We start from the raw sequence: 25,576 nt of genomic DNA on the forward strand, positions 1-25,576 counted from the left end.
TATTTAGGCACTTAGTGTGTCGGTGTTTGGTGATGGGCAATTTGGATTTGATTTAAAATATGATTGCTCATATTTTTCGCCATTTCCTCTTTGGCATAATAAACCTCACCGACATTGTCGCGACGAATGACTTCAGCTTCTTCTTTGCTTTCCGCACACACCAATACTTGGATGGATGGATTCAGCATTTTGGCAATGTCGACAATTTTATGAATATCTAAAATATCCATGGGGGAAATGACCAAAAGGCGTGCGTGTTGAATATGGGCTTGAATTAAAACGCCGGGTTCTGTTGCCACACCAGATACCGCAGCGATGCCTTTTTCCCGCAAGTTTTCCACGATTTCACGGTTTTCTTCAGCAATAACCACTTTAATGTTTTCATTCATTAATTCGCGGGTAATACGGCGACCGACTTCACCATGACCAATCAGCACCACCTGATCACGCAGATAATCCTGTGAGACCTCATCCGGCAACATGGCCAATGGGTCACTACTACGTTCCAGTAAACGGGCCAAATTCGAGCGCTCACGGATGAGTCGCTGCATAGGCTCGATTGCAGAAAATATAAATGAATTCAGCGTAATCGAGATTAAAGCGCCTGCCAGTATCAGATTTTGACCTTCCATTGAAAGGAGATTTAGAGATACACCTAAGGTTGCCAAAATAAATGAGAACTCACCAATCTGCGCCAAACTCGCCCCAACGGTTAATGCGGTATTGATGGGGTAGCGGAAGAACAATACCAATGCCATTGCAGCGATGGTCTTACCAATCATGATAATACCGACCACAGCTAAGACATGAAGCGGTTGTTCAATCAAGATCCGTGGATCAAACAGCATGCCGACGGAGACGAAAAACAGAATCGAAAAAATTTCACGAAGCGGAAGGGTTTCTTCTTCTGCACGGTGACTAAAGTCCGATTCTTTGACTACCATCCCAGCAAAAAATGCGCCCAGTGCCATGGATACACCAAATACCTTGTAGGCACCAAAGGCAATAGACACGGCTGCTGCAACCACGGTGAGCGTGAATAATTCACGTGAGCCTAAGCGCGCAACCACTTGCATAATCATTGGCACTAAGCGTTTACCAATGATCAGCATGAAGGCAATAAAACCTGCCACTTTGAGTAAGGTAATACCAAGGGTGAGCCAAATATTTTCATCAGCACTGCTTTCTGTGAGCGGTTGGCCGCCAAGCAGTACGGCAGTAGCAGGCAGAAGGACCAGGACCAAAACCATCACCAAGTCTTCAACCAAGAGCCAACCCACGGCAATTTTACCATTGACGGAGTTGAGTAAACCGCGATCACCTAAGGCTTTGAGTAGAACGACAGTACTTGCACACGACAAACTTAAGCCAAACACTAAGGCTGAGCCCATGCTCCAGCCCCAAAGCATGGAAATTCCCATACCGAGTAAGGTCGCCACTGCAATTTGTAAAATGGCACCGGGCAGGGCAATACGACGGACTTGCATCAAATCATTGAGTGAAAAGTGCATACCCACGCCAAACATCAGGAACATGACACCGAGTTCGGCCAGCTGGTTAGCGAGATGGATATCGCCAACTACCCCAGGTGTGTTTGGGCTAATAATAATACCGGCAATTAGATAGCCGATGAGGGGAGGAAGTCGCAGGCGTGCAGCAATATAGCCAAAAATTAAGGCAAAACCAAAGCCAACAGCAAGTAATATTATGAGTTCTACATCATGAGGCACTAAAAACTCCTTAAGCCTAAGTTAAGGGTAAAAAAGACAAGCACAAAAAGTGCCAAAAAGCATTTTGAAAGTTTAGCAATTCGAATAAAAAAAATGCAAAAAAAAACGACCTAAGCAGGTCGTTTTTTTCAAAAAACTAAAATTATTTGATTTTAGCTTCTTTGAAGATTACGTGTTGACGGATTTTTGGATCAAATTTTTTGATTTCCATTTTTTCCGGCATAGTACGTTTGTTCTTAGTGGTAGTGTAGAAATAACCTGTACCAGCAGAAGAAACTAGGCGAATTTTATCACGCATGTTCGTAGCTCCTTAGATCTTTTGACCTTGAGCACGTAGGTCAGCAACAACCTTTTCGATGCCCAATTTGTCGATAATACGCATACCTTTAGTAGTTAGACGAAGACGTACGAAACGTTTTTCGCTTTCTAACCAAAAACGGTGGTGATGCAGGTTCGGCTCGAACCGGCGTTTAGTTTTGTTGTTGGCGTGTGAGACGTTGTTACCAACGACTGGACGCTTGCCGGTAACTTGGCAAACCTTAGACATGGTGTAACTCCATTGATTTAGCCAACAGCAAATCTGTATGGCCAGTCAAAAAAAACATTGAATTCATTCAAGGGGCGTTTTATATCAAAAATGCGCTTAAAAGACAAGCGATTTTGCATAAAACGAACGATCACCTAGTGTGATCGTTCATGCCTTGATCGTTTATCGAAGAAGTGTCTTCGAAATCAGTTTGTGGATCGGCTTATTGAACGGTGGAAGAATGAATTTCAAACTATAGAGTTTTGGATTCGACATCACCGAGCGTTCATGCGACAAACTGAAGAAACCTTCTGGACCATGATATTTCCCCATACCCGAAGCCCCCACACCGCCAAACGGCAGGTCATCTTGAGCAACATGGGTTAATACCGTGTTTTGTCCGAAATGTCCTGAATGGGTACGTGTTGCGACATAGTCGGCACGTGCCTGATCAAAGTCGAAATAGTATAAAGCAAGTGGACGAGGACGGCTATTAATAAAAGCAATAACCTCGTCAATTTGATCATATTCCATGATCGGAAGGATCGGACCGAAGATTTCATGCTGCATAATTTGCATGTCTGGAGTGACACCCGTTAAAACAGTCGGTGCAATTTTACGTACAGCGTCCACATCTTCATTTTGTGGGTTAAAACTGATGATTTGTGCGCCTTGATCACGCGCATCTTCTAAATAACCTTGTAGGCGGTTGTACTGCTTGTCATTAATAATCGAGGTGTAGTCCTGATTTTGGGCAATACTTGGGTACATGGCTTCAACGCACACTTTATAGTGATCTAAAAATTCAGCTGTTTTACCACGAGGTAAGAACACATAGTCAGGTGCAACACAAGTTTGACCTGCATTCCAAAGTTTACCAACCGCAAGACGCTGTGCGACATCTGCAAGGTCAATAGACGGATGAACCAATACAGGTGACTTTCCGCCTAATTCTAAAATCACCGGAACTAAGTTTTCAGACGCTGCCGCCATGACGGTTTTACCGACATTGGTCGAGCCAGTAAAAATCATTTTGTCGAAGGCAAGGTGACTAAACGCATCTGAAATTGGGCCACCACCGTTGACGACTGCGACCAATTCTTGAGGAAATGCTTCTGCGAGAGCTTTTTCTAGCACATCACCGAATGCCGCAGAGGCACTCGAAATTTTGATCATGGCATGGTTGCCCGCAGCCAAAGCACAAATCAGTGGGCCTATAGAAAGAAGCAGTGGGTAGTTCCATGGCGTAATAATGCCGACGACACCAAGCGGTTGATATTGCACCCATGCTTTTGCAGGTTGGTGAATAATTCCGACATGGCGTTTGGATGGTTTCATCCAGTCTGTCAAATGCTTGCTATAATATTTAATGTGTTCAAGACATGTAAGTAACTCACCAATCTTGGTTTCACCAATAGAACGGTTACCATAGTCTTGATTAATTGCATCAGCAAATTGATCTTGATACTTAACTAAGATACGCTTAAGCCGAGCCAAACGATCAATACGTTCCTTCGCTGTAGGCAATGGGTAACGTAAATACGCTTGTTTCTGCTGTTCCAACATATTGTTGAGATGCTGGTGATCAAAAGAATGTGGTGTCATTGAAGTTGTTTTTGTCTGACTATTCATGTCGCACGACCATATCCAAATTAGCGATTAATTAATTTTTAGAGTAAATACTCTAAATAGTCAAGTTACTTTATGTGTTAGTGTTCTAATGCTTTGAAATAAATGGTTGTTTTAGGATGTCTCACACCAAAACCTTAAAAACGAAAGAACGTATTTTGCAGCTGAGTTTGCAGTTGTTTAATGAGCGTAGCGAGCGTTCAGTGACAACCAATCATATTGCTGCTGAACTGGGAATGAGCCCAGGTAACTTGTATTACCATTTCCGAAATAAAAGTGAAATTATTAAGGAATTAATGGAGCAATATCAGCATGAAACGCTAGAAATGTTAGCGCTTCCTGATGATCGTCAGCTTGATGCCAATGATAAAATTCGCTATTTCCAAGTGTTAAGTAGCCAATTATGGGCTTATCGCTTTTTACATCGTGATGTTTATCACTTGGTCGAAAATAATGAAGATTTCCGCAAAATGTATCCACGTTTTGCCGGTCAAGTCATGCAACAAGGGCAGAAAATTTATCGTGCCTTTGTTGACGCAGGCTTAATGCAGATGACCGATTCTGAAATTGAGGCCTTAACCATTAACTTGTGGATCGTGCTGACCAACTGGACCAACTTCCTTTATATGTCTGGCCATATTACTGACTCAAACACTTTGGAAGAAAAGTGGGTGTGGCAAGCACTACGACAAATGGTGTTCTTAGAAGGTGCATATCTACGTGGTGAAAGCCGTGAAACCTATGAGCGATTGCTCGAAACTTTAGGGCCGTCGGACTTATTTGCAAGTCTTTCAAACGCAAAGCATCAGGTTACTGAATAAGACTATTTAGTCTGGCTTTAAAAAGCGTTAGAATACTCGGCTCTTTTTTCAATTTAACTGATTAGTGATATAAACCAACATGAATATGTCGACCGCTAACACAGCACGCTTACTCATTACCTGTGAAGATAAACCGGGGATTGTGCAAGCTGTATCGAGCTTTTTGTATCATCAGGGAGCAAATATTACCGCACTTGATCAATACGCGACTGAAGCTCAAGGGGGGCGATACTTCATGCGTGTTGAGTTCGAATTGGACAATTTACAAAGCCGTAAAGAAAGTCTAACTCAAACATTTGCGAGCAATGTTGCTGAGCGTTACAACATGCACTGGCGTTTAGCTTTAGTCAGTGATGTGAAGAAAGTCGGTATCTTGGTATCTAAAGTTGACCATGCATTGCTTGAGCTGTTATGGCGTCATGCACGTGGTGGTTTGCCATGTGAAATCACCAAAGTCGTGTCTAATCACGATGCTTTACGTGAATCTGTAGAAAATTTCGGTATTCCGTTTGAAGTGGTTCCCGTGAACAAAGAAAACAAACGTGAAGCTTATGAGCAAATTGATCAATTGATGCAAGGCAATGATTTATTGGTTCTTGCTCGTTATATGCAAATTTTAGACGAAGAATTTGTTCAAAAATGGGAAATGAAAGTGATCAACATTCACCATTCATTCCTCCCAGCCTTTGTTGGTGCGAACCCATATAAGCAAGCGCATGAAAAAGGTGTGAAGTTGATTGGTGCGACAGCGCATTATGTGACTGCTGATCTTGACCAAGGGCCGATTATTGAGCAAGACGTAGAGCGTGTAAGCCACGACTTTACTGTTGAACAATTGCGTGAGTTAGGTCAGGACGTAGAACGTAATGTGCTCGCACGTGCAGTCAAATGGCATCTTGAAGATCGTATTATTGTCGATGGTAATAAAACTGTTGTATTTCAATAAAACGAGATGAATTTTTGAATAAAAGGGCATACTTTAGGTATGCCTTTTTTATATTATGATTAAAAAAAGTCATTAAAACTGACGAATTAATAGTTGCAAATGAAAACACTTCTCATTTATTATTGCCGTACTTTAATTGTGCTAACCGATGAACATGATTGTATTTTTGACAAAATAAATGCAATCGCTTCTTCAAGGTAACTGAGTTTAATGAGTCAATCTCCCGCTCCAATGATGCAATCACCTAACCCGATGAAAAAGAAAATCATTACTGCGCTTCTCGCTGTTGTGGTAGGGCATATGGGGGTATTGTGGGCGGTCAGCAATATGAAAGCACCAGAACTTAAACCGATCGAAAAAGATCCGATTAAAGTTCGCTTTGTGAAGATTGTTGAAGAGAAAAAACCTGAACCTCCAAAGCCAAAACCAGAACCGAAGAAAGAGCCACCAAAGCCAAAAGAAGTTAAAATTGTAGATAAGCCTTTACCACCTCCACCGAAGAAAGTGGAAAAAGTGGAACAGGTGAAAAAGAAAGATGCGCCGAAACCAACTGTTGAAGCGGTCAAAAACGTACCACCAACACCTGTTGTTTCAACTGTGGTTTCTGAAACGAAAGTCGTTCGTGTTGAACCAACACCTCCGGCACCTGTTGCACCACCACCTGCGCCTCCAGCACCACCTGCGCCACCGACACCTAAAACTGTGAGCATTGGTAATGGTGTCAGTTGGATTAAGAAACCGAATGTTCAATTTGAAAATGGTGAATTAAAAGCGTCGTGTACAGTTGAAGTTGCGATTGCTGCAAGTGCTGAAGGTAAAGTCGAATCAGCAACGATTAAAAACTCGACTTGTGGCGCTGCTGTAAACCGTAAAGTGACTGATGCAGTGAAACGTGCACGTTTATCCAAATATATTGATAATGGTGTGGCAACTCCGACGCGAGTTGATCAACCATTCAACTTTAAACTTAATTAAGATTCCGGCTAACCCATTAGGAGTTCGAATATGAACTTTTCAGTTTATTGGCAACATGCAGATGCAGTCAGCAAAACACTGTATTTCGTGTTACTTGCAATGTCGATTGCGACTTGGACGATCTTCGTTCTTCGTATTATGGGCACACGTCAGCTCAAACAAGTGGCGTATAACCACCTTGCAGATGCACTAAGCAAACTGAAAGCGAAATTTGCTCCTTTGGCTTTTGAACAACGTAAGGCTGTGGCAGAACAAGCATTACTACGTCAAATTTCGGTAGAAAAAGCTAATGCTGAAAAAGGCGTATCTGTATTGGGTACGATTGCTTCAATTGCACCGTTCGTAGGTTTGTTCGGTACAGTATGGGGTATTTTCCATGCCCTTGTAGCAGTGGGTAAAAGCGGTCAAGCGGGTTTAGCGCAAGTGGCAACTCCAGTCGGTGAAGCTTTGATCATGACCGGTCTTGGTTTGGCTGTGGCGATTCCTGCGGTTTTGGCTTATAACATCTGTGTTCGTTTTAACCGTACACTGTCGAATGAATTGCAAGATCAAGCGCATGGTTTATTGATTGATACTATGTTGCAACAAGAATCTGCAGCGAAGAAAGAAGACGTGAAAACTGCACAGCAAAGTTTAGCTGGAGGTCAAGCTTAATGGCTTTTCAATTGGGTGAAGACAACGATGCTGGCATGAATGAGATGAACCTCATTCCGCTCATCGATATTATGTTGGTATTGATGATCATCTTCTTGGTGACTGCGACTGTTGCCAACCCATCAATTCCATTAACCTTGCCACAAACGACTGCAGAAGTGATTGATCTGCCGCCTGAAAGCGTAACCATCAGTATTAACTCAGCGGGTGATATCGCTTGGAATGGTGATATTGTCACGCTCGAAGATTTAGAAAGTCGTCTTAATACAGCTGGTCAGCAAGAACGTAAGCCTGCATTGGTATTAAAAGCCGATAAAGAATCACGTTATGACACAGTTGCGCAAGTGATGTCGCGTGCGAGTGGAGCCGGACTCAGCGATATCGCCTTTGCCAGTGATAACTAAGCATTGAGCAAAGATAACTAAAAAAAGCGACTGAAATGTCGCTTTTTTTATGTCTCTATTTTGAAAAAATGTCGTACAAATAGATCACTCAGATTTGAGTAGGTCTTGAAATTTGCTACGTAATTTCATGAGTTTAGGTGGTATTGAAAAATTACAGTAGCCTTGGTTTGGGTTACGCGCAAAGAAGTTCTGATGATATTCTTCGGCAGGGTAGAAGGTCGGCATTGGACTGAGTTCAGTCACGATATTGATGCCTTCAGCTTTTAATTCTTCAATACGTTGTTCAGCGATTTGCTTTTGTGATTCGTCTTGATAGAAAATCACTGAGCGATACTGTGTACCGACATCATTGCCTTGACGGTTCAGCGTAGTGGGATCGTGGGTTGCGAAAAATACATCCAGCAATTGGCTAAAACTGATTTGGCTGTCATCAAAATTGATCTGAATGACTTCTGCATGTTGGGTATTTCCCTCACAGATTTGCTCATAGCTTGGATGCTGAGTAATTCCCCCTGCATAACCACTGACAACTGTTTGCACGCCCTGAAGTTGTAGAAAAACTGCTTCTACACACCAAAAGCATCCACCACCAAATACCGCTTGTTGCATAGTGAAATCCTATCTTGTTCCCTGATGTTTAATATGGGGTTATAGCTAAAAACTGCAATGTACGTCTGTATATTAATCACAAGTTTATGTGCATTAAATGTCTCTGGCATGACTGAACAGTGAATAAAAAAGTCTGCCGAAGCAGACTTTTAAAATGATTTAACGCGGTTGAACGGCGCTTTCATATTGAATTAATAAATTGCCATGACGGTCTAGTAATTTCAAAGTTTTTCCAAAAACTTGATAATGCGTTACCTTTTCGAGTGCTGCATGGTACTGTCGGTCTAGCCCATTGTTATTGAGACAAGCCATCTGTGTCGCTGCAATCGGGCCAAACGTTATGGTGTCTTTGCCAGCATTATAGCCGCCCATTATACGATTACAGCCGTCTGCACCTGAGACACGTTTTGAAGCCGCATCGAATTGAATGCTTGGAATATTATGCGCATTGGGTGATGTTTTAATTGGGGTGTTACCAATTTGAGTGGCAATCCAAGTACGGTTTTGTAATAGGTTTAAATTTTCAGTTATGGTGTTGTCTTGTGCAGGCATTGTTTCACAGCCTGTCACCACTAAAGTTGAAACCAAAGTTGCAGCAACAAATATTTGTTTTAGCATCGGAATTTCCCCGTGGAGGCATTTCAACTATCTAAGCAAATATCGCACAGATAAGCTAGCCATATTTGTATCAATATTTAAGAATTACAATTGATTGGCGCTTGGATTAGACTGTGAATGCGGCAAACCTTGTCGGATTAACTTCGAATATTGTTCACTGCTCAGTTGCTTAATTTGAGAGACGCGGGGGTTAACATGGGCTTTTTGATACCATGTTTTCATATCCCAATTTTGGTCTATGGCATGGAGGTCGTGCAAATAATTCGGCAAATAACCGGATGCAAATAAGCGGTAATCGGTTGGAAGTTGATGTTTGGAAACCGCTTGAATCATGTCAAACACCAGTGTTGTACAATTACTAGTGAGTGTGTTGTACCATTTGGGTTGAGTCTGCAGTTCATCGGCTTTATGTAGATATTCAATAAACAGCGCCTGCATTTCAGATTTTGGCATGTTTACGGGGAAGAAATAGACCTGTTCTCCGCGTGTATTGCTGCGGGTATAGATAATATCTTTTTCATCTGATGCAATGAGGCTCAGTTCATATTTACGGAAAAAACCACCAATCGCAGAGAATTCTTCATTTTTCTCTTTGCGAATTTCAATCGAAAACGTCAGCGGTGGTCGGTCAGCAAAATCAAAAGTGACCAGTGTATGGGCAATTTGCGGCCCCATCCAATACGAGGTAATGATGTTGACGCCATTGATTTGACTCAGGTCATATTGGCGAGTTTCCCAACGCGGGGTAAAGCTACCATCGGTATGCCAGTCGAAATTACGCACATTGTGTAAGGTGACGAGATTACCTTGCTTTTCATAATGTAGAATTTCAGCTACTTCAGGATTCCATTCACGATCTTGACGCGCTTCCATGCCAAAATACCAAAATAGACCACAGATAAAGCCCACAATATAAATCAAGACATCTTTACGACGGCTAAAAAAGTGTTGGGTAATATAGATGCCTAAAATGCTCAGGGCAAAAGCAATCCAGATTCCAATGATAATGCGGCTGCCTAACCAGCCTGCCGGTTGCTGTATCCACAAGGCGGCACAGAGCCAAATCGAAGAACAGAGGACAAACACACTAAATAGAGCATGAAGAATACTTCGCCCTATTTTTTTGAACATTGCTTGTTGGTCACTCTGTTGCATATTTTTCTTTTAGCTTAAGATTTTTCTTTATTTTCGGTAAGTTGCGAACTCAAAAGCAATCCCAGTTTTGTCGTCGATATGTTGTTCTGACGCCACTTTTTGAAAGTCCGCAGGAATTTCAGGATAATGCGCATCACCTTGAACATCCAGTTCAACATGCGTGAGTTCTAAACGGTCTGCGATGCCGATGGTTTGCTTAAAAATTTCACCACCACCAATAATAAACAAACTCGTTGGTTTTTCGGAACTTGCGACATCAGCAACTGCTTGCGTTAACGCCTCATCGATACTATATGCGACTTTAGTACCTTCAAATGACCAAGTGTTATCTCGTGTAATGACCCAATTGACACGTTTTGGTAGGGTACGTCCCATAGACTCTAAGGTTTTGCGTCCCATGACCACCACACCGCCTTGGGTGATGGCTTTAAAGTGCTGTAAATCGGCAGAAATATGCCACGGCAAATCATTACCTTTACCAATGCAGCGCTGCTGATCCATAGCGACAACGTGCACGATTTCTAAATTTTGAAATGCCATAGTTTGAACTCAAATAGCCGAATTATTTGTCGTCTATTAGAATGCAAAATCCCGCTTGAGGTAAAGCGGGATTTTGCTTTTCACTTGGGATTTCTGAAATTAAACCGCAACAGGGGCTTTAATCGCAGGATGTGATTCATAACCTACGATTTCAATATCTTCAAATTTAAAATCGAAAAGATCGGTAATTTCAGGATTGAGTTTTAATTGGCACAGACCCATTGGTTCACGTGTCAATTGCAACTGCGCTTGTTCGAAATGGTTGGCATATAAATGTGTATCCCCACCGGTCCAAACGAAGTCGCCTACACCTAGACCACAAACTTGCGCAATCATGTGTGTTAACAGGGCATAGCTGGCAATGTTAAACGGCACACCCAAAAAAACGTCAGCACTGCGTTGATATAATTGGCAGGATAATTTTCCGTTTTGGACAAAAAATTGGAACAAGGTATGGCATGGTGGCAATGCAACATTACCTGCCTCATTTGGGTTCCAACCCGACACGATTAGACGACGAGAGTTAGGATTGGTTTTGATTTCATTGACCAACCATTTAATTTGGTCAAAACCATCTTGTTCATATAGGCCATCGGCTTTTTTGGTTGCACCGAAATTACGCCATTGATGACCGTAAACAGGACCTAATTCGCCAGCAGGACGACCAAAACGCGCAGTTTGTTCTGCTGTAGACCATTCATCCCAAATCGAGACTTTGTTGTCTTGCAAATATTGAACATTGGTATCGCCTTTAAGGAACCACAACAGTTCAATCACGATAGAGCGGAAATGAACTTTCTTGGTGGTGAGTAAAGGGAAACCTTGAGAAAGATCGAAGCGCATTTGATGACCAAATACAGAACGTGTTCCCGTACCCGTACGGTCGCCCTTGTCGCCGCCGTTGTCGAGAATGTGTTGTAAAAGGTCTAAATACTGGCGCATGTCTCTCTCATAATTTGCTAAATTTCTTGTGGCACATATTAGCTTGTTTTGCGTGTGGAAGGAACTGTGATGGGCGCTTGAATATAGTCAGGTTTAAAAAATCCAAAACATACGGTGTTTATTGGGTGATGACCAAATTTTGCAGGCAACAAGCGCTGAGTTGTCTGGGCTGAAGACGCCTATTTATAACAATTACATCAAGTGTTAACGAGACAATATGTCTGTTAAATCAAGAATGAAATTAGAAAACTTAAGCTCTATTGTTTATATATTGAGCGATGTTACATTCGCAGCGTTGAAAAAAATACAGATAAGTTTGATTAAAAAAATACACGTGATTTTTCTCATTTTAAAGAGGTGGTTTTGGGCTGCTATTTTTGATTAAGAGTTTGATATCAAAAATAAATCCAATTGAATTAAAAATAGACGATCGTATTTAAATGTGAAGATTTGTTTAAGAAATCTTACATTTTTTACATGAAAAAACATAATTTACGCGGTACTATCACCCTCGTTAAAATTTTTGAATGCCTAAATACAGGCGGGAGTGTGGGTTAAAGAATGGCTTATGATCACAATGTAAACTTGAGTGAAGTGCATGCTCCAGTTCAGGCAAATATCATAATTCGTTCTCAGGCGAGTAAAAATACGGGCAAGTCCAATACCACTCAAAAAGCAGCGACTAAAAATGTGGTATCCCGCAATGGTCAGCGTATCGATATCGATCGTTTGACTGGATTTTTACAAGGCATTACCCGCCAAAGAAGTACTCAGAAATGTGCCCGCAGTGTTCGTTTAGCACTTGAGTCCGCAGGGGCACGTTTTAACGGTCACCCCGTTGCCGCAGCAGATTGGGGCAGCACATTACAAAAAATTGGTTATCAAAAAATTAATTTAGCGTTTGATCGACCAAAGAAAGGCGATATTTATATTATCGACCGCAATCAAAGTAGCCGTTATGGTCATATCGCAGCATATTCAGGTAAGGATTGGGTGTCTGATTATCGTCAAGCGGGTTATGCGGTCTATCGAACTCCAAATGTGAAATACAGCTATTACCGCTTAGCGGATTAACAGCCCATGGCTGCAAAAAGGTTAGTCTTCAAACCTTTTTGCACGCTGACTGTAGATCGAGACGATAAATAATCCAATTGCCGCAAAGCCCATACATTGCAGCGCTAAAATCCAGCGTTGCTCATTGGGTAGAAAATAAATTAAGCACACTAAACATAAAATTGGCAAACTAGCCAAACCCCATTTTAATGACGGAGACAGTGTTTTTAGTTTGTCTTGTCTGAGCTTATAAAGCAGATCAATCATCAAACCAATGGCTAAACTTATGCCCGCAAAGCGGGGATCAAGTTGTTTTTGTTCAGCGCATAGAAAAATAAGCACACAGGTACTGATACAAATGAAGAGCTTGATTTGTCGGTTACAGCGCTCAGAGTACCAAAACGTCAGCATTTAAACTTTACCTTGGGGTGAAGTTTTCTCGTTTTTATTCAGTAGAGAAATCGGGGAGAGCAGGCAGATCGCCAAAGCCATAAAGCCAATGCCTTGAGCACCCGGAATCAAAATTTCACCCTTATTCATGTTGATAAAAACCAATGCTAACAGCAGTGCAATCGGTATCCAGGTCAATAAACGATAGAGCAAACCTGTTGGGTTTTTTGCTGCAAAATGAATCTTGCAATAACGACAAATCAGGAAAATGACGCCTGTACCCATGAACATTAGAATGGCTTGAAGTGTTAGGGGTTCCATCCAATACAGAACACTGGTCAGTACGACCATCGCAATAAAAAACAAGATTTTTTTAAGTACAGAAACGCTGGGGTTAAACCAAAATTCAAGCATGGATCGATAGTTTAAAAATAAGCTGAATAAACTTTAGCACAGATCAGTTGTCTAATTCAGTCACTTCATGTGCAGTAAATACGTATGAAGGGATAAATTTCAGCGCATAAAAAAGCGAGGCTTAGACCTCGCTTGCTTAAAGACAATTATAAAATATTAATGATTTTTTTGTGGACCCCAGTCATAGATTTTTTTCTGGTAGGCATACCACATCATCCATAGTCCAATCAGAATCATCGGAACTGTCAGGAACTGACCTTTACTCATCCATCCGATGAACAGTTGACCATTGTCCGGCTCACGGAAGAATTCAACGGTGAAGCGTGCGATTCCATATCCGATGAGGAACAAGGCTGAAACGGCATAACGTGGACGAGGTTTTGAACTAAACCACCACAGCACGATAAACAGAATTAAACCTTCACAGAGGGCTTGATAGAGTTGCGACGGATGGCGCACCAACTGAAGTGGATCGGTCGGGAAGATCATGCCGAAAGCAAAATTAGGATCGGTCACTGCACGACCATACAGTTCGCCACCAATAAAGTTACCAATACGACCAAACATCAAGCCTGTCGGAACGCAGGGTGCAATAAAGTCGAGGGTCTGGAACCAGGTCATTTTATATTTCTTGCACCACAGTAACATGGCAATCATGACCCCAAGGAAACCGCCATGGAAGCTCATGCCACCTGTCCAAACTTGGAATAGCCACAGTGGGTTGGCAAGGAATTGATCGAAACCATAAAAGAAGACGTAGCCAAAGCGTCCACCAATCACGACACCCAATGCACCGTAGAAAATCAGGTCAGAGACCATTTCTGCGTTCCAGCCGTCACGTTGTTTTGCACGGTAGGTTGCCAAGCCCCATGCAAATAAAAAGGCCAATAAATACATCAGACCATACCAGTGAACTTGTAGTGGCCCCAGTGATATCGCCACAGGGTCGATATTTGGATATGTCAGCATTGCTGTTCCTTGTCATTATGTTTTGCACAGATTTTAGCTGAATGCGCTGAAAAATGTTGTACATTCAATGTGTAAAGATATTGAGAGTTGAATATGTGCATTGTGGCTTTTGCTTGGCAGGTCTTGGATGACATGCCACTCTGCCTGATTTCGAATCGTGATGAGTTTTATCATCGACCGACGGCAGGCCTAAAGCAATGGGTAGATAGTCCGATTATTGCAGGGCAGGACTTACAGTCTGGTGGAACATGGATGGGGATAACCGCTCAAGGGCGTTGGGCGATTGTGACCAATTTTCGTGATGGCCGTGATCAGACCACATATCCCACTTCACGCGGCGCTTTGATTCAGCAATTTTTAGAATCAGAGCAAACACCCATTCGTTTTGCGCAAGCACTTGAACAAGTCCAATGTAATTATGCCGGCTTTAATTTATTCGTTGGCGACGCCACTCAAGCCGTTTATATGAGTAATCGCGGTGAAGCGCCACAAGTCTTAGCTAAAGGGGTGTATGTCACATCTAATGGTTTAATGACTGAACATTGGGAAAAGACCCGACATTTACGTAAACGGTTCACTCAAGAATTTTTGCCGATGCTACAAAGCCAGCAACCACAGGCGGACATAGACGCTGCTGCGTGGGATATTTTGGAAGATGAGCGAAAAATCATTCCAGCGCTGTTACCCAATACTGGGATTCAGACAGAAATGGAACATTTGCTGTCTTCAACCTTTATTCAAAGTCCGGTGTATGGCACACGTTGTTCAAATTTATTGTGTATGCGGGATTCACAGTGGCATTGGCAGGAAAAACAGCAGCAGGGTGAGCAACAAGGACAGATCACACAGATAGAAGTGCATTTAAAGCAATAAAAAAAGCCGACGATTCGTCGGCTTATTTTTTAGAGTTTTTTTATGCGGTTTTTTGCGTTGGCTGAGCTTGTTCTACCGCTTCGCCAGCTATCACACCACCATCTTTACGGGTGATGACAACGGTTGCAGAACGTGGGCGTGAGGTCGCTGCAGCATTGGTTTGTGATGCAGGCCAGTGGCTGGTCGGTTCAGCATAGGATGCTGAATCTTCGCCGGGATGTTGCACATTGATAAAAATCGCTTTGTAGTCAGGTGTCATCGTCACACCTGTGATTTCACACTCTTTAGGCCCAGTCAGGAAGCGACGTAAGTTTTCATCATTCAGTTTTGCACCCACAATGGTTTCTTGACCCGATGATGTCGTGGCTTTTGTGCCATCACCAACTTGACCTGGTAGCGCAGCAAGCATCATACAGTTGGTGGTATCGGTATAAGCACCGTCATCGGTTTGAATCCATAACACACCACGTGGGTCGAACCACATCCCATCGGGTGAAGACAAGTCGTTGTTGTCATTGAGACCTGATAAGTTAATGTTGCTCGCCATTTTTGCTTCAGCACCAAACAGGTAAATATCCCAAGTAAAGCTGAGTGCTGTGGTTGTATCACCATCTTCACGGAAACGGATAATATGACCGTTGACGTTGCCTTTACCACCTTCAGGGTCAGTGTAGTTACGTGGGTTGGCAGCATCTAGTGCATGCGTCGTACCACGGTTCGAGTTATTGGTGAGGGTCACATAGACTTCACCATTGTCTGGATGCACAGCGACCCATTCAGGACGGTCCATTTTGGTGGCACCGACAGCATCTGCAGCAAGACGTGCGAAGGTCAGAACATCTGCTTGTGAACTAAACGGATACACGCTGTTGCTTTGGTTTAAACCATTGACGTTATAGCTCAATTCAATCCATTGACCTTTGCCGTCATTGTTAAATTTGGCAACGTATAACTTACCGTTGTTCATGTATTTGTCACCTGCAGCATAGCCACCGTTGACATCTTTTTTATTCCATTTTTGGTCGGATACAAATTTATAGATGTATTCGCCGCGTGAGTCATCACCCATATAAAACGCAAGGTTATCATCTTCACGTAAGCGACTTGCACGGCAGTCTTCATGTGCAAAGCGACCCAGTGCAGTACGTTTTACGGGGTTTTCACGGCGGTCAAATGGATCAATTTCGACAATCCAACCAAAGGTGTTTGGACCATTACGATAATCTTCTGCTGCCTGAGTACCGGTAACATTCGCTGACCAACGGTCATATAAATCTTGAGACTCATTACTTCCAATCGCTGTTTCCCAACCATAGCGTGAGTTTGCACCCGCTTTTAGGCCATAACGGTTGAGTGCCACAATTTCAGCAGGACTACGTTTGGCATCATCTTCTTTTGCACGAGCGAAGTAACCAATGAAGTTTTCTTCTGTCGTCAGGTAAGTGCCCCAAGGGGTATAACCATTACCACAGTTGTTGTGTGTACCACGGGTTTGCTGGCTATTGGTTGAAAATTTCGTACTAACTAAGCTTGAGCCTGCAACAGGGCCTTTAAAGTCCATTACGGTCGATGCTGTGATACGACGGTTGAAAGGTGAGTTTTGTACCAGTTTGACAGCTTGAGTCTTACTGTCTTTTTCAATTTGAATGATAGAAACACCGTGTGCATTGACTTCACGGATGACTTCATCTTCAGGGCGACGACCTTCTACTTTGGTTGGGCCTTGCGGGTGCAAGAAGGTCGGATTGATGTATTCATGGTTCATCACCAACAAACCTTGGTCAGACTGCTTGGCATCATAACGTCCAGAGGTGGTATTTAAACCAAAGAAGCTCATACCGTCATGGCAGTCACCAGAGCGGAATTGGAAGCTCGGGCCAGAAGGAACATTGTTATCATCCCACGCTGGGTATGCAGGGTTAATCGAGTCACCCATCGCATATAGCACATGCGCTTGATAGCCTTCAGGAACGGTCACGATATCGTCTAAATTCTTTTTCACTGGTGTGAAATTGAATTTAGTCGGTTTTTGATTTGGATCGGTAACTGGTGGTTTGGTATTGCTATTTGAATCTGAGTCATTGTCATCATTACACCCCGTTAATGAAGATGCCAATGCAAGTGCGACTGCACCACTCGCAGTCTTGGTAATCAAGCTACGACGGCTGATGCGTTGTTCTAAAATGTCACGAAAATGAAGGTTATCCGAAGTGTTGTTATCAAGTTCTTGATCTTCGTTATATGGCATGTTTGTCATGAATTTAAATCCTGGCAAAGGTGTGCTGGGTAAAAGTTGATCACATAAAACTATCGATAAAATATGACAGTGCTTTGAAGCTAATGTTGCAAACTGATGAAATAGGTGTTTAGATTTCGCTGCTTGAAAATTGCAAAACATTAAATGGGCGCATAAAAAAAGAGGCTATCTCAGCCTCTTAGGTGTAAAACTCACCAAAATTGTCGAAACATATGTCTATTTAAGTTGCAGATGTACGTCGTTTTTCAATCAGCTTGCCAAAAAATAAACCTAGTTCAAACAGCATCCACATGGGTATGGCCAACATGATCATCGAAAGTGCATCGGGTGGCGTGGCAAACATGGCGACAAAAAAACAGCCAACGATAATAAAACGACGCTTCTCCACCAAGGTTTGAGTAGACACCACCCCGATCAAAATCAAAATTAATGTGATGATCGGAATTTCAAAGGTCAATCCAAACACCAAAAAAAGCTTTAAGCAAAAACTTAAATAACTATTGATGTCCGTCATCGGGGCGACCGTTTCAGGCGAAACACTCATAAAAAAATGTAGGATGGACGGCAGGGCAACCCAATAGGCAAAGGCAATACCGACATAGAAGAGGACGATGCTGCCGAATAATAAGGGCATCGCTAAATACCGCTCTTTTTCATACAGTGCAGGTTTGATGAAGGCCCAAAGTTGATAAATCACGAAGGGCATCGCGAGCATTAGCGCGACAAAGAAATTCAGCTTAAACGGCGCCATAAACGTGGCGGTCACATCCGTTGCGATCATGGATGAGGTCATCGGCAACTGCGCACGCAGAGGCTCTGACATCAATTGATAGCTTTGATTGGCAAAGGGCAATAAACAAAAGAACAGAATCAAAATGAGTCCTGTAATTTTGATCAAATGCCGACGCAAAATCACCAAATGTTTGGTGATTGGCATTTCTTCCAAATCAGGCACAGTGTTCTGTGAATTATTCAGTGAAAGATCTGTCATACGGCCACCTGATATTCTGCTAATGCATCGGTCGAACTTAATGTAGGAGCTTGGTCTGTTTTAATCTCGTGCTTTTTTTTCATTTGGGGTGTAGCCACGGCAAAGATCGTGCTCTGACCACGTTCGATGTACTGATAACGTGGGGATAAATTTTTATTGTCAGGTAGGACGGCTTCTTGTTGTTTTTGCGCAGTCTGTTCTATGGGGTGTTGCGTTTGTTGCAATTCATTCATCTGCGCCTGCATACGCGCTTCGAGCTGTTGAATACGTTGCATTTCTTTTTGCATTTCTTCACGAAGTTCGGACATGCGAAGTTCACGGTCAATATCTGTTTGCACGTTACTGATCAGTCGTTTAACTTTCCCGTACCATTTACCTGCAAAGCGGATACCTTCAGGCAGTTTTTCTGGGCCGAGTACGATCAGCGCAATAATGCTGAACACCAGTAATTCGCTAATACCAATATTAAGCATTATGACAACTCCTTAGCTTTGAACTGAGGAGTTGGTTTTATTTTGAGCTTCATGCTCTAGCGTGCGAGGCTCATTAAGCTGCGTATTTGCTGCGTCTTCATCACGCATCGATTTTTTGAAATCTTTGACCGCGCCGCCGACATCTTTACCCAAGTTTTTTAGCTTAGAGGTACCAAAGAGTAAAATCACCACAATTGCAAAAATCAGTACATGCCAAATCGATAGTCCAGCCATCTTGTTATCCTCTTGTTGGTTTGCACAACATTTCAGCAGTTGTAGATGACAGTGAAGTGACCAAGATGTTGCAGTTTAAAGACAACCGCGAAGCTTATGTTCAGTGTTACTATGCATGGATTGAGCAGTGAGGGTGGTGTAGTGGCGTTTCTTCTTCCGATATTGGGTTTTTTAAGTGGCCTCGGATTGGCATCATTATCAGGAACCGCATCGCTCAAATCGATTTTTTCTAGCTTACTTGCACGCTGTTTTATTCCAGCCGTAATCATCTACAACATGGTGTTCTATCAAGCAGGCAGTTTAGCGCTGATGCTCTTTAGCTTTAGTGTTGCCGTGCTGATGTTTTATTTATTTCGCTGGCTGTTAAAAGATAGTTTACGTGCCTTGTGTGTCAGTTATTTGAACTTGGCTTGGCTGGGTTTTCCTTTTGCATTAGCATTGTTCGGCCCTGAAATTAGTGCAGCGATGGTGGCTTTGTATGTCGGTGGTTCTATCTTTGGCAATATGTGGGCTGTTACAGCCGTCAGTTCAGCCCAACTACCATGGTCGAGCGTGATTCAAAAAGTGGCGATGTCACCGCCTGTATTTGCCTTGATGATTGCAGGTGTCTGTCGAATAGTTGGATTACAACATTTAGAAGAACATCAGATCTTAGATTGGCTGTATCAGGCTGCAAAAATTGGAATGAGTTTCACAGGAATGTGTGTCTTAGGCATGTGGCTGCGCCAAACTAAGGTACAGTGGCGTGATCTGATTAACAGTAGTCGTATTTATGCGATGAAACTCACCGTTGGCGCGGTGATCTGTAGTTTGAGTTATGCCTTTCTACCGATTCCTCAGATCGAGAAATATATTGGGGTGATGTTCATGCTGTTCTGCTTACCCCCTGCAGCCAATATTGTGGCTTTAGAAACACATTATCAAGGAACAGGCACTTCGGCACGTTATATTGCTTCAGGCACGATTATGAGCTGCATCGTCGTCAGTTTTTATGGGTTAATTTTGCATCTTTTTTCGCTTTAAAATGAAAAGTTAATTATAAATGCCCAAAACAGTGATTACTTGAGCTGTTTTCGAATCTGCCAATCTCGCACGAGGGCATATATCATCGCGATACCTATCAGGCCTGGAAATCCAACCTGACCTTGCGACAGATTAAGCATGATCGACAGTACGATCAACACTGCAAAAATAACGTAAGTGGTACGAAAGCCTGAGGTGAGCGGGTAGGTTAGTTGCGCATGGCAATGAGGGCAGCTTAGTTTTTGAAAACCAAGAAATGAGCGTGTTGGGATTTCAGTTGAAGTATGATGGCAAGCGTTGCATATGATCTGTATCGGTTGAAGTGCCATAATTATTCTATTTTTATTCAGGGATTGGAGTTAATCTTTGGCATTAAGATTAACTCCAATTCGAATTATTTCAAACTTGCTTTAAATAATTTCATCGCCTGACCACGATGGCTGATTTTATTTTTTTCTTCTTTTGATAATTCAGCGCTAGAAACGTTTAGTTCAGGCAGCCAAAACAGTGGGTCATAGCCAAAGCCATTTTCACCACGTGCTGCTTCCATCACTTCACCGCGCCAAATCCCTTGGAAAATTTGTGGGAGTGGGTCTTCTGCATGTTGGACCAAAGCCAAGACACATACAAACATCCCTTCGATGGCTTCACCCTCTTTACGGAGTGGTTTGAGGTCAGCAAGCAACTTGGCATTGTTAGCGGCATCATTGCCATGTTCACCTGCATAGCGCGCAGAGTAAATCCCTGGTGCGCCACCGAGTACAGGAACGCAAATGCCAGAATCATCTGCAATGGCTGGCTTGCCTGAAATTTTCGATGCGTGACGCGCTTTGATAATGGCATTTTCAACAAAGCTTAGGCCGTCTTCGATGGCATCTTCAATGTTCAACTGACCTTGTGGAATCACTTCAACAGGAAGATTAAGCTCGGCAAACATTTTTTCAAATTCTGCAATTTTGCCTTTGTTATTACTTGCAAGCACCAAAGTGCCTTGAGATAACCAATCAGTTGAAGCCATGTGAATATTCACCATAAAACAAGATTTGAGGCTATTTTAACAAGATGCTGTGGTTGACAGGCAATAAAAAAGCACCCGAAGGTGCTTTTTAAGATTCAAAAAACTTATTGCGCTTGAATCCATTTGTCTGCACGGTCACGTGCTTGACGAATTTGGTCTTGGCTTAAGTTGGCTGCCAAAGCGGTTTTCTTACCTTCAGACAAGCTAATCACTTTGTTGTCGAGCATGCCATCACGAGTAGAAAGCTCATACCATTGGTATGCACCCATGTAGTTTTTCTTTTGCTCTTCCATCATGGCTAAGTTAAAGCTTGCGCGGTTATCACCACGGCTGGCTGCTTTTTCGAAATATTGACGAGCAAGCGCTTCATCTTTTTTAGTCCCAATGCCATCAGCGAGCATACGACCTACATTAAGCTGTGCTGCAGATAAACCTTGATCAGCAGCAGCCTTATACCATGCAAAAGCTTGACGTTCATCTTTGGCAACGTCTTTACCTTGTTGATATTTAGTGCCTAAGTAAAACTGAGCACCGGGCTGACCTGCTTTAGCAGCTTTACTTAAGCTGTGAATATCCATAATTGAATATTGAGCAGCTTGGCTAGAAACTGAAGATGATGGAGCAACATAATCCGCATGGGCTTGTATGCTAAAAAGTCCAATCAGTAGCGTCGTGCTTAATAATAATTTTTTCATAGAGCGCTCACTCGATAAATTGCGACTTCACCAAATAGATTTGGGAGACGTTTACTGAGTAAACTGTCTTGTTGATCCCCATTCACGGCAAGTCGGTTAATAATCCGGATGTTATTTTCAGCACACAGCGCTTCAAAATCACGGAAAGTACATAAATGAATATTGGGCGTGTTATACCACATATAGGGTAACGCGTCTGAAACGGGCATCATTCCTTTTAATGCAAGGAAAGAACGGGTCTTCCAATGTGCAAAGTTTGGAAAGGTAATAATAGCCTGTTTCCCCACACGCACCATGTCTCTTAAGAGAACATCTGGTGCATCTACAGCTTGCAAGGCTTGTGCCATAACCACATAGTCAAAAGACTGGTCGGCAAAGCGACTTAAACCTAAGTTCAAGTCCTGTTGGATGATATTTAACCCGCGACTGACTGCAATTGCAATCTTTTCTTGATCAATTTCTAAGCCATATGCACGAATATTGTGCTTTTTGCTCATATGTGCAAGCAGTTCACCGTCACCACACCCTAAATCGAGCACGCTTGAATTTGGTTTAATCCAACGTTCAGCCAGTTGATGATCAATACGCATTAGTTGGTCTCCTTCGGTGTTTCTTGCAGGTGTTTTACACCACCAAGGAATGCACGTAAGCTTTTCACATATAACGGAATCGGGAACAAGAAAGAGTCATGACCTTGTTCAGCATCAATATCGACATAGCTCACAGGCTTATGATTGCTAATTAATGCATCTACAATTTCTTGCGAACGAGCAGGGGCAAAACGCCAGTCCGTTGTAAACGAAACAACTAAAAATTGACACTTGGTTTTAGACATCGCGGTTTTTAATGATTGCTCATATTCACGTGATGGATCGAAATAATCTAAAGCCTTGGTCATGATCAAATAGGTATTGGCATCAAAGTTACGGCTAAATTGCTCACCTTGATAACGCAAATAACTTTCGACTTGGAATTCGACGTCAAAGCCATACATAAATTTACCTGACTTTAAGTCACGGCCAAATTTTTGTTTCATGGCTTCTTCAGAGAGGTAAGTGATATGACCGACCATACGGGCCAAGATCAAACCTCGCTTAGGATAACTATCATTTTCTAAATAGCGACCATCATGGAAATCAGGGTCAGACAAAATCGACTGACGCGCCACTTCGTTAAAGGCAATGTTTTGCGCAGACAGTTTTGGTGTACTGGCAATAATCACGCACTTTTGTAAACGATCTGGATAGTCCACAGACCATTGTAGAGCTTGCATACCGCCTAAAGAGCCGCCAATCACCGCATACCACTGCTGAATTTCTAAACGATCAGACAACATGGCTTGGGTTTTGACCCAGTCACGGACAGTCACTAATGGGAAATCAGGACCATAAGGGCGATTGTCATTTTCAGGATTTGGAGAGGTCGGTCCAGTAGAACCGCTACAGCCGCCAATATTATTTAATGCTACGACAAAGAATTTTGACGTATCAATGGCTTTGCCTGGTCCAATACATGCGTCCCACCAACCCGGTTTACGGTCATCTTCATGATGATAACCTGCAGCATGGTGATGGCCTGACAGTGCATGACAAATCAAAATTGCATTAGATTTGTCTGCATTCAGTTCGCCATAAGTTTCAACCATGAGCTCAAAACGTGGGAGTATGCGATCGCATTCGAGCTCTAACGGCTCTTCAAAAATAAACTTTTGTGGGGTAACTAAGCCCACTGAGTCAGCTGGAAAAGACACAGGAATAATTCGCCTTAAATCTTTAGTATGAATAATAAAAGGATACCACTTGAGGGTATCCTTCTAAAGTCATTTTATTGCTATTTGATATTTATAGCATTGAATTAGACTGCAGCAGCAATCACTTGTTCAGTACTTAAAACACCTTGTTCAATTAAACGGTTAGTGCTGGCAATAATCGCTTCGATGGATGCAGTCACGATGTTGTCATGTACACCTGCGCCGAATGCAGACTTACCTGTACCTTTCACTTGAAGTTCAATTAAAGCTAATGCTTTGGCATGCGCACCAGAACTGATACTACGTTCTTCATAGTTCAAGACATCAATCGGCAACTGCAATGCATTTAAGATAGCAGAAATTGGGCCGTTGCCTTCACCACGTAATTGCTGGATCTCACCGTTCACTTCGACATCAAGCTCAATGACTTGTTTGCCATTTTCATCATGTAAGCGGTAGTTTTTCGCCGCATAATGCGTATCTTTGGCAGCCACATAAGTGTCTTTAAACAATGACCAGATCGCTTGCGCAGAAATCTCAGTACCGTCTTCATCTGTTTTTTGCTGTACGATTTGCGAGAACTCAATTTGAATACGACGAGGCAACACCACGTTGTAATTTGATTCTAACAAGTACGCAATACCGCCTTTACCAGACTGTGAGTTGACACGAATCACGGCATCATAGTCGCGGCCCAAGTCTTTCGGGTCGATTGGCAAATAAGGCATATCCCACATTTCTTCGTTCTTTTGGAACTCGAAACCTTTTTTAATGGCATCTTGGTGTGAGCCAGAGAACGCGGTGAAGACCAAATCACCAGCATACGGATGACGAGGGTGTACCGGCAAGCCTGTGCATTCTTCAATGATTGAAATGATTTCGTTAATGTTTGAGAAATCTAAGTTTGGTGCAACACCTTGGGTATACATGTTCAATGCAATCGCTGCAACGTCCACGTTACCTGTACGTTCACCGTTACCAAACACACAACCTTCGACACGGTCAGCACCAGCCATAATCGCCAACTCAGAAGCGGCAATACCACAGCCACGGTCGTTATGACAGTGTACAGAAATAATCACACCGTCACGGCGTTGAATGTTGCGGTGCATCCATTCCACTTGGTCTGCATAGACGTTCGGACCTGAAACTTCAACCGTTGCAGGCAAGTTTAAAATCACTTTGTTCTCTGGAGATGCTTCCCAAATTTCAGTGACCGCATCACAGACATCTTTAGCAACTTCTAATTCTGTTGCAGTAAAACACTCTGGACTGTATTGGAATACAAATTCAGTTTCAGGCTGTTTTGCAGCGTATTCTTTGACTTTCGTTGCGGCGTTAATTGCTAATTGTTTTGCACCAGCAACATCAACATTCAACACTTTATTGCGGAAAGTTGGAGAGTTTGAGTTGTAGATATGCACGATGGCACGTTTCGCACCTTGTAATGATTCAAATGTACGTTGAATCAAATGATCACGTGCTTGAACCAAAACTTCGATGTACACATCATCAGGAATATGACCGCCTTCGATCAACAAACGCGTGAAATCAAAGTCGATTTGTGATGCAGAAGGGAAGCCGATTTCAATGTGTTTGAAACCAATTTTCACAAGCATTTGGAACATTTTGAACTTTTGTTCAATGTTCATTGGCTCGAAGATCGCTTGGTTACCGTCACGAAGGTCGGTACTCATCCAGATCGGCGCTTTATTGATTTCGTTATTTGGCCATTGACGGTCTGGTAAGTCTACACGTTGGTACATGCGACGGTATTTTTTGCTTGGATCTGCCAACATCATGTGAAAACTCCTTATAGCACCGTGGATAAATGTCGTGGATAAACGGCAAGGTACTACTTATATAGATTGTGTCTATTCTAGCAAT

General features: G+C 42.6%; 29 protein-coding genes. 8 read left to right on the forward strand and 21 right to left on the reverse strand.

All coding sequences use genetic code 11. The features are described 5' to 3' along the window. Positions 1–11: 11 nt before the first annotated feature. The 4 genes from FTT77_RS04950 to FTT77_RS04965 all read right to left on the reverse strand — a co-directional run bounded on the left by FTT77_RS04950 (position 12) and on the right by FTT77_RS04965 (position 3,888). A complete protein-coding gene (locus FTT77_RS04950) occupies positions 12–1,730 on the reverse strand; it encodes a cation:proton antiporter (RefSeq protein WP_078192730.1) in 1,719 nt (572 codons plus the stop codon). Between the two features lie 142 nt (positions 1,731–1,872). Then, entirely contained in the window at positions 1,873–2,028 is a 156-nt protein-coding gene (gene rpmG, locus FTT77_RS04955; RefSeq protein ID WP_001205031.1) for a 50S ribosomal protein L33, read from the reverse strand. A gap of 12 nt (positions 2,029–2,040) precedes the next feature. Beyond that, on the reverse strand, positions 2,041–2,277 hold the full coding sequence (gene rpmB, locus FTT77_RS04960) for a 50S ribosomal protein L28 (protein ID WP_000048256.1): 237 nt from the start codon (positions 2,275–2,277) through the stop codon (positions 2,041–2,043). Between the two features lie 162 nt (positions 2,278–2,439). Continuing rightward, positions 2,440–3,888: a coniferyl aldehyde dehydrogenase gene (locus FTT77_RS04965; protein WP_180007171.1), complete on the reverse strand. Its 1,449-nt coding sequence runs from the start codon at positions 3,886–3,888 to the stop codon at positions 2,440–2,442. Between the two features lie 116 nt (positions 3,889–4,004). Between FTT77_RS04965 and FTT77_RS04970 the strand changes: the two genes are divergently transcribed. The 5 genes from FTT77_RS04970 (at position 4,005) to FTT77_RS04990 (ending at position 7,685) form a co-directional block, all read left to right on the forward strand. Next, positions 4,005–4,706: a TetR/AcrR family transcriptional regulator gene (locus FTT77_RS04970; protein WP_168377888.1), complete on the forward strand. Its 702-nt coding sequence runs from the start codon at positions 4,005–4,007 to the stop codon at positions 4,704–4,706. Between the two features lie 79 nt (positions 4,707–4,785). After that, a complete protein-coding gene (purU, locus tag FTT77_RS04975; RefSeq protein ID WP_078192727.1) occupies positions 4,786–5,652 on the forward strand; it encodes a formyltetrahydrofolate deformylase in 867 nt (288 codons plus the stop codon). Between the two features lie 210 nt (positions 5,653–5,862). Further along, the gene (locus FTT77_RS04980) at positions 5,863–6,627 is read left to right on the forward strand and encodes a TonB family protein (RefSeq protein WP_180109023.1); all 765 of its coding nucleotides are present in this window, start codon (positions 5,863–5,865) and stop codon (positions 6,625–6,627) included. A gap of 30 nt (positions 6,628–6,657) precedes the next feature. Continuing rightward, positions 6,658–7,281 (forward strand): MotA/TolQ/ExbB proton channel family protein, encoded by a 624-nt coding sequence (locus tag FTT77_RS04985; RefSeq protein WP_078192725.1) that lies wholly within the window; start codon positions 6,658–6,660, stop codon positions 7,279–7,281. Then, on the forward strand, positions 7,281–7,685 hold the full coding sequence (locus tag FTT77_RS04990) for a biopolymer transporter ExbD (protein WP_078189686.1): 405 nt from the start codon (positions 7,281–7,283) through the stop codon (positions 7,683–7,685). Before FTT77_RS04985 ends, FTT77_RS04990 begins: the two co-directional genes overlap by 1 nt. An 84-nt stretch (positions 7,686–7,769) precedes the next feature. Here FTT77_RS04990 and msrA read toward each other — a convergent pair whose 3' ends face one another. The 5 genes from msrA to thyA all read right to left on the reverse strand — a co-directional run bounded on the left by msrA (position 7,770) and on the right by thyA (position 11,549). Beyond that, the gene (gene msrA / locus FTT77_RS04995) at positions 7,770–8,294 is read right to left on the reverse strand and encodes a peptide-methionine (S)-S-oxide reductase MsrA (RefSeq protein WP_180010195.1); all 525 of its coding nucleotides are present in this window, start codon (positions 8,292–8,294) and stop codon (positions 7,770–7,772) included. 159 nt (positions 8,295–8,453) lie between these two features. Then, a complete protein-coding gene (locus FTT77_RS05000) occupies positions 8,454–8,912 on the reverse strand; it encodes an META domain-containing protein (protein ID WP_180073297.1) in 459 nt (152 codons plus the stop codon). Positions 8,913–8,996: 84 nt separating this feature from the next. Beyond that, a complete protein-coding gene (locus FTT77_RS05005; RefSeq protein ID WP_180109022.1) occupies positions 8,997–10,067 on the reverse strand; it encodes a DUF4105 domain-containing protein in 1,071 nt (356 codons plus the stop codon). A 27-nt stretch (positions 10,068–10,094) separates the two neighbouring features. Further along, positions 10,095–10,607, reverse strand: coding sequence for a dihydrofolate reductase (locus FTT77_RS05010; RefSeq protein ID WP_180010197.1), 513 nt, complete (start codon positions 10,605–10,607; stop codon positions 10,095–10,097). A 99-nt stretch (positions 10,608–10,706) separates the two neighbouring features. Then, a complete protein-coding gene (gene thyA / locus FTT77_RS05015; protein ID WP_078189681.1) occupies positions 10,707–11,549 on the reverse strand; it encodes a thymidylate synthase in 843 nt (280 codons plus the stop codon). 561 nt (positions 11,550–12,110) lie between these two features. On the opposite strand from thyA, the gene FTT77_RS05020 reads away from it, so the two are divergent. Next, complete coding sequence (locus tag FTT77_RS05020) at positions 12,111–12,623, forward strand: peptidoglycan amidohydrolase family protein (protein ID WP_168377881.1); 513 nt, start codon at positions 12,111–12,113, stop codon at positions 12,621–12,623. Between the two features lie 21 nt (positions 12,624–12,644). Here FTT77_RS05020 and FTT77_RS05025 read toward each other — a convergent pair whose 3' ends face one another. The 3 genes from FTT77_RS05025 to lgt form a co-directional block, all read right to left on the reverse strand. Then, the gene (locus FTT77_RS05025; RefSeq protein ID WP_180010198.1) at positions 12,645–13,013 is read right to left on the reverse strand and encodes a hypothetical protein; all 369 of its coding nucleotides are present in this window, start codon (positions 13,011–13,013) and stop codon (positions 12,645–12,647) included. Then, positions 13,014–13,406 (reverse strand): hypothetical protein, encoded by a 393-nt coding sequence (locus tag FTT77_RS05030; RefSeq protein ID WP_180004560.1) that lies wholly within the window; start codon positions 13,404–13,406, stop codon positions 13,014–13,016. 156 nt (positions 13,407–13,562) lie between these two features. Beyond that, positions 13,563–14,375, reverse strand: a complete 813-nt coding sequence (gene lgt, locus FTT77_RS05035; RefSeq protein WP_078189677.1) for a prolipoprotein diacylglyceryl transferase — start codon at positions 14,373–14,375, stop codon at positions 13,563–13,565. 93 nt (positions 14,376–14,468) lie between these two features. On the opposite strand from lgt, the gene FTT77_RS05040 reads away from it, so the two are divergent. After that, the gene (locus FTT77_RS05040) at positions 14,469–15,248 is read left to right on the forward strand and encodes an NRDE family protein (protein ID WP_180109021.1); all 780 of its coding nucleotides are present in this window, start codon (positions 14,469–14,471) and stop codon (positions 15,246–15,248) included. A gap of 40 nt (positions 15,249–15,288) precedes the next feature. Here FTT77_RS05040 and FTT77_RS05045 read toward each other — a convergent pair whose 3' ends face one another. The 4 genes from FTT77_RS05045 to tatA all read right to left on the reverse strand — a co-directional run bounded on the left by FTT77_RS05045 (position 15,289) and on the right by tatA (position 19,203). Further along, the gene (locus FTT77_RS05045) at positions 15,289–17,505 is read right to left on the reverse strand and encodes a PhoX family phosphatase (RefSeq protein WP_180109020.1); all 2,217 of its coding nucleotides are present in this window, start codon (positions 17,503–17,505) and stop codon (positions 15,289–15,291) included. Between the two features lie 220 nt (positions 17,506–17,725). Further along, entirely contained in the window at positions 17,726–18,496 is a 771-nt protein-coding gene (gene tatC / locus FTT77_RS05050; protein WP_180021085.1) for a twin-arginine translocase subunit TatC, read from the reverse strand. Further along, the gene (gene tatB / locus FTT77_RS05055) at positions 18,493–18,969 is read right to left on the reverse strand and encodes a Sec-independent protein translocase protein TatB (protein WP_078189674.1); all 477 of its coding nucleotides are present in this window, start codon (positions 18,967–18,969) and stop codon (positions 18,493–18,495) included. Before tatB ends, tatC begins: the two co-directional genes overlap by 4 nt. Positions 18,970–18,981: 12 nt before the next feature. Continuing rightward, on the reverse strand, positions 18,982–19,203 hold the full coding sequence (tatA, locus tag FTT77_RS05060; protein ID WP_078189673.1) for a Sec-independent protein translocase subunit TatA: 222 nt from the start codon (positions 19,201–19,203) through the stop codon (positions 18,982–18,984). 141 nt (positions 19,204–19,344) lie between these two features. On the opposite strand from tatA, the gene FTT77_RS05065 reads away from it, so the two are divergent. After that, positions 19,345–20,226: a permease gene (locus FTT77_RS05065; protein WP_180109056.1), complete on the forward strand. Its 882-nt coding sequence runs from the start codon at positions 19,345–19,347 to the stop codon at positions 20,224–20,226. A gap of 394 nt (positions 20,227–20,620) precedes the next feature. On the opposite strand, the gene rdgB is transcribed toward FTT77_RS05065, so the two are convergent. From rdgB to leuA, 5 genes are all read right to left on the reverse strand, one after another. Beyond that, complete coding sequence (rdgB, locus tag FTT77_RS05070) at positions 20,621–21,244, reverse strand: RdgB/HAM1 family non-canonical purine NTP pyrophosphatase (RefSeq protein WP_078192870.1); 624 nt, start codon at positions 21,242–21,244, stop codon at positions 20,621–20,623. A 104-nt stretch (positions 21,245–21,348) separates the two neighbouring features. Next, positions 21,349–21,939: a tetratricopeptide repeat protein gene (locus tag FTT77_RS05075; protein ID WP_078189669.1), complete on the reverse strand. Its 591-nt coding sequence runs from the start codon at positions 21,937–21,939 to the stop codon at positions 21,349–21,351. Beyond that, the gene (gene metW, locus FTT77_RS05080) at positions 21,936–22,529 is read right to left on the reverse strand and encodes a methionine biosynthesis protein MetW (RefSeq protein WP_180109019.1); all 594 of its coding nucleotides are present in this window, start codon (positions 22,527–22,529) and stop codon (positions 21,936–21,938) included. The genes FTT77_RS05075 and metW overlap by 4 nt, the downstream gene beginning before the upstream one ends. Beyond that, a complete protein-coding gene (locus FTT77_RS05085) occupies positions 22,529–23,689 on the reverse strand; it encodes a homoserine O-acetyltransferase (RefSeq protein ID WP_078192713.1) in 1,161 nt (386 codons plus the stop codon). Before FTT77_RS05085 ends, metW begins: the two co-directional genes overlap by 1 nt. 104 nt (positions 23,690–23,793) lie before the next feature. Next, complete coding sequence (gene leuA, locus FTT77_RS05090) at positions 23,794–25,491, reverse strand: 2-isopropylmalate synthase (protein WP_111884051.1); 1,698 nt, start codon at positions 25,489–25,491, stop codon at positions 23,794–23,796. Between the last annotated feature and the right edge of the window lie 85 nt (positions 25,492–25,576).

The sequence above is a fragment of the Acinetobacter sp. YH01010 genome (assembly GCF_013420775.1).
Lineage (GTDB): Bacteria > Pseudomonadota > Gammaproteobacteria > Pseudomonadales > Moraxellaceae > Acinetobacter > Acinetobacter amyesii.

What these genes read in the sequence shown, in the direction of transcription:
- rpmG (WP_001205031.1), bottom strand. Translation starts at nt 2,028, where the DNA reads ATGCGTGATAAAATTCGCCTAGTTTCTTCTGCTGGTACAGGTTATTTC.
- rpmB (WP_000048256.1), bottom strand. Translation starts at nt 2,277, where the DNA reads ATGTCTAAGGTTTGCCAAGTTACCGGCAAGCGTCCAGTCGTTGGTAAC.
- FTT77_RS04965 (WP_180007171.1), bottom strand. Translation starts at nt 3,888, where the DNA reads ATGAATAGTCAGACAAAAACAACTTCAATGACACCACATTCTTTTGAT.
- FTT77_RS04970 (WP_168377888.1), top strand. Translation starts at nt 4,005, where the DNA reads ATGTCTCACACCAAAACCTTAAAAACGAAAGAACGTATTTTGCAGCTG.
- purU (WP_078192727.1), top strand. Translation starts at nt 4,786, where the DNA reads ATGAATATGTCGACCGCTAACACAGCACGCTTACTCATTACCTGTGAA.
- FTT77_RS04980 (WP_180109023.1), top strand. Translation starts at nt 5,863, where the DNA reads ATGAGTCAATCTCCCGCTCCAATGATGCAATCACCTAACCCGATGAAA.
- FTT77_RS04985 (WP_078192725.1), top strand. Translation starts at nt 6,658, where the DNA reads ATGAACTTTTCAGTTTATTGGCAACATGCAGATGCAGTCAGCAAAACA.
- FTT77_RS04990 (WP_078189686.1), top strand. Translation starts at nt 7,281, where the DNA reads ATGGCTTTTCAATTGGGTGAAGACAACGATGCTGGCATGAATGAGATG.
- msrA (WP_180010195.1), bottom strand. Translation starts at nt 8,294, where the DNA reads ATGCAACAAGCGGTATTTGGTGGTGGATGCTTTTGGTGTGTAGAAGCA.
- FTT77_RS05000 (WP_180073297.1), bottom strand. Translation starts at nt 8,912, where the DNA reads ATGCTAAAACAAATATTTGTTGCTGCAACTTTGGTTTCAACTTTAGTG.
- FTT77_RS05005 (WP_180109022.1), bottom strand. Translation starts at nt 10,067, where the DNA reads ATGCAACAGAGTGACCAACAAGCAATGTTCAAAAAAATAGGGCGAAGT.
- FTT77_RS05010 (WP_180010197.1), bottom strand. Translation starts at nt 10,607, where the DNA reads ATGGCATTTCAAAATTTAGAAATCGTGCACGTTGTCGCTATGGATCAG.
- thyA (WP_078189681.1), bottom strand. Translation starts at nt 11,549, where the DNA reads ATGCGCCAGTATTTAGACCTTTTACAACACATTCTCGACAACGGCGGC.
- FTT77_RS05020 (WP_168377881.1), top strand. Translation starts at nt 12,111, where the DNA reads ATGGCTTATGATCACAATGTAAACTTGAGTGAAGTGCATGCTCCAGTT.
- FTT77_RS05025 (WP_180010198.1), bottom strand. Translation starts at nt 13,013, where the DNA reads ATGCTGACGTTTTGGTACTCTGAGCGCTGTAACCGACAAATCAAGCTC.
- FTT77_RS05030 (WP_180004560.1), bottom strand. Translation starts at nt 13,406, where the DNA reads ATGCTTGAATTTTGGTTTAACCCCAGCGTTTCTGTACTTAAAAAAATC.
- lgt (WP_078189677.1), bottom strand. Translation starts at nt 14,375, where the DNA reads ATGCTGACATATCCAAATATCGACCCTGTGGCGATATCACTGGGGCCA.
- FTT77_RS05040 (WP_180109021.1), top strand. Translation starts at nt 14,469, where the DNA reads ATGTGCATTGTGGCTTTTGCTTGGCAGGTCTTGGATGACATGCCACTC.
- FTT77_RS05045 (WP_180109020.1), bottom strand. Translation starts at nt 17,505, where the DNA reads ATGACAAACATGCCATATAACGAAGATCAAGAACTTGATAACAACACT.
- tatC (WP_180021085.1), bottom strand. Translation starts at nt 18,496, where the DNA reads ATGACAGATCTTTCACTGAATAATTCACAGAACACTGTGCCTGATTTG.
- tatB (WP_078189674.1), bottom strand. Translation starts at nt 18,969, where the DNA reads ATGCTTAATATTGGTATTAGCGAATTACTGGTGTTCAGCATTATTGCG.
- tatA (WP_078189673.1), bottom strand. Translation starts at nt 19,203, where the DNA reads ATGGCTGGACTATCGATTTGGCATGTACTGATTTTTGCAATTGTGGTG.
- rdgB (WP_078192870.1), bottom strand. Translation starts at nt 21,244, where the DNA reads ATGGCTTCAACTGATTGGTTATCTCAAGGCACTTTGGTGCTTGCAAGT.
- FTT77_RS05075 (WP_078189669.1), bottom strand. Translation starts at nt 21,939, where the DNA reads ATGAAAAAATTATTATTAAGCACGACGCTACTGATTGGACTTTTTAGC.
- metW (WP_180109019.1), bottom strand. Translation starts at nt 22,529, where the DNA reads ATGCGTATTGATCATCAACTGGCTGAACGTTGGATTAAACCAAATTCA.
- leuA (WP_111884051.1), bottom strand. Translation starts at nt 25,491, where the DNA reads ATGATGTTGGCAGATCCAAGCAAAAAATACCGTCGCATGTACCAACGT.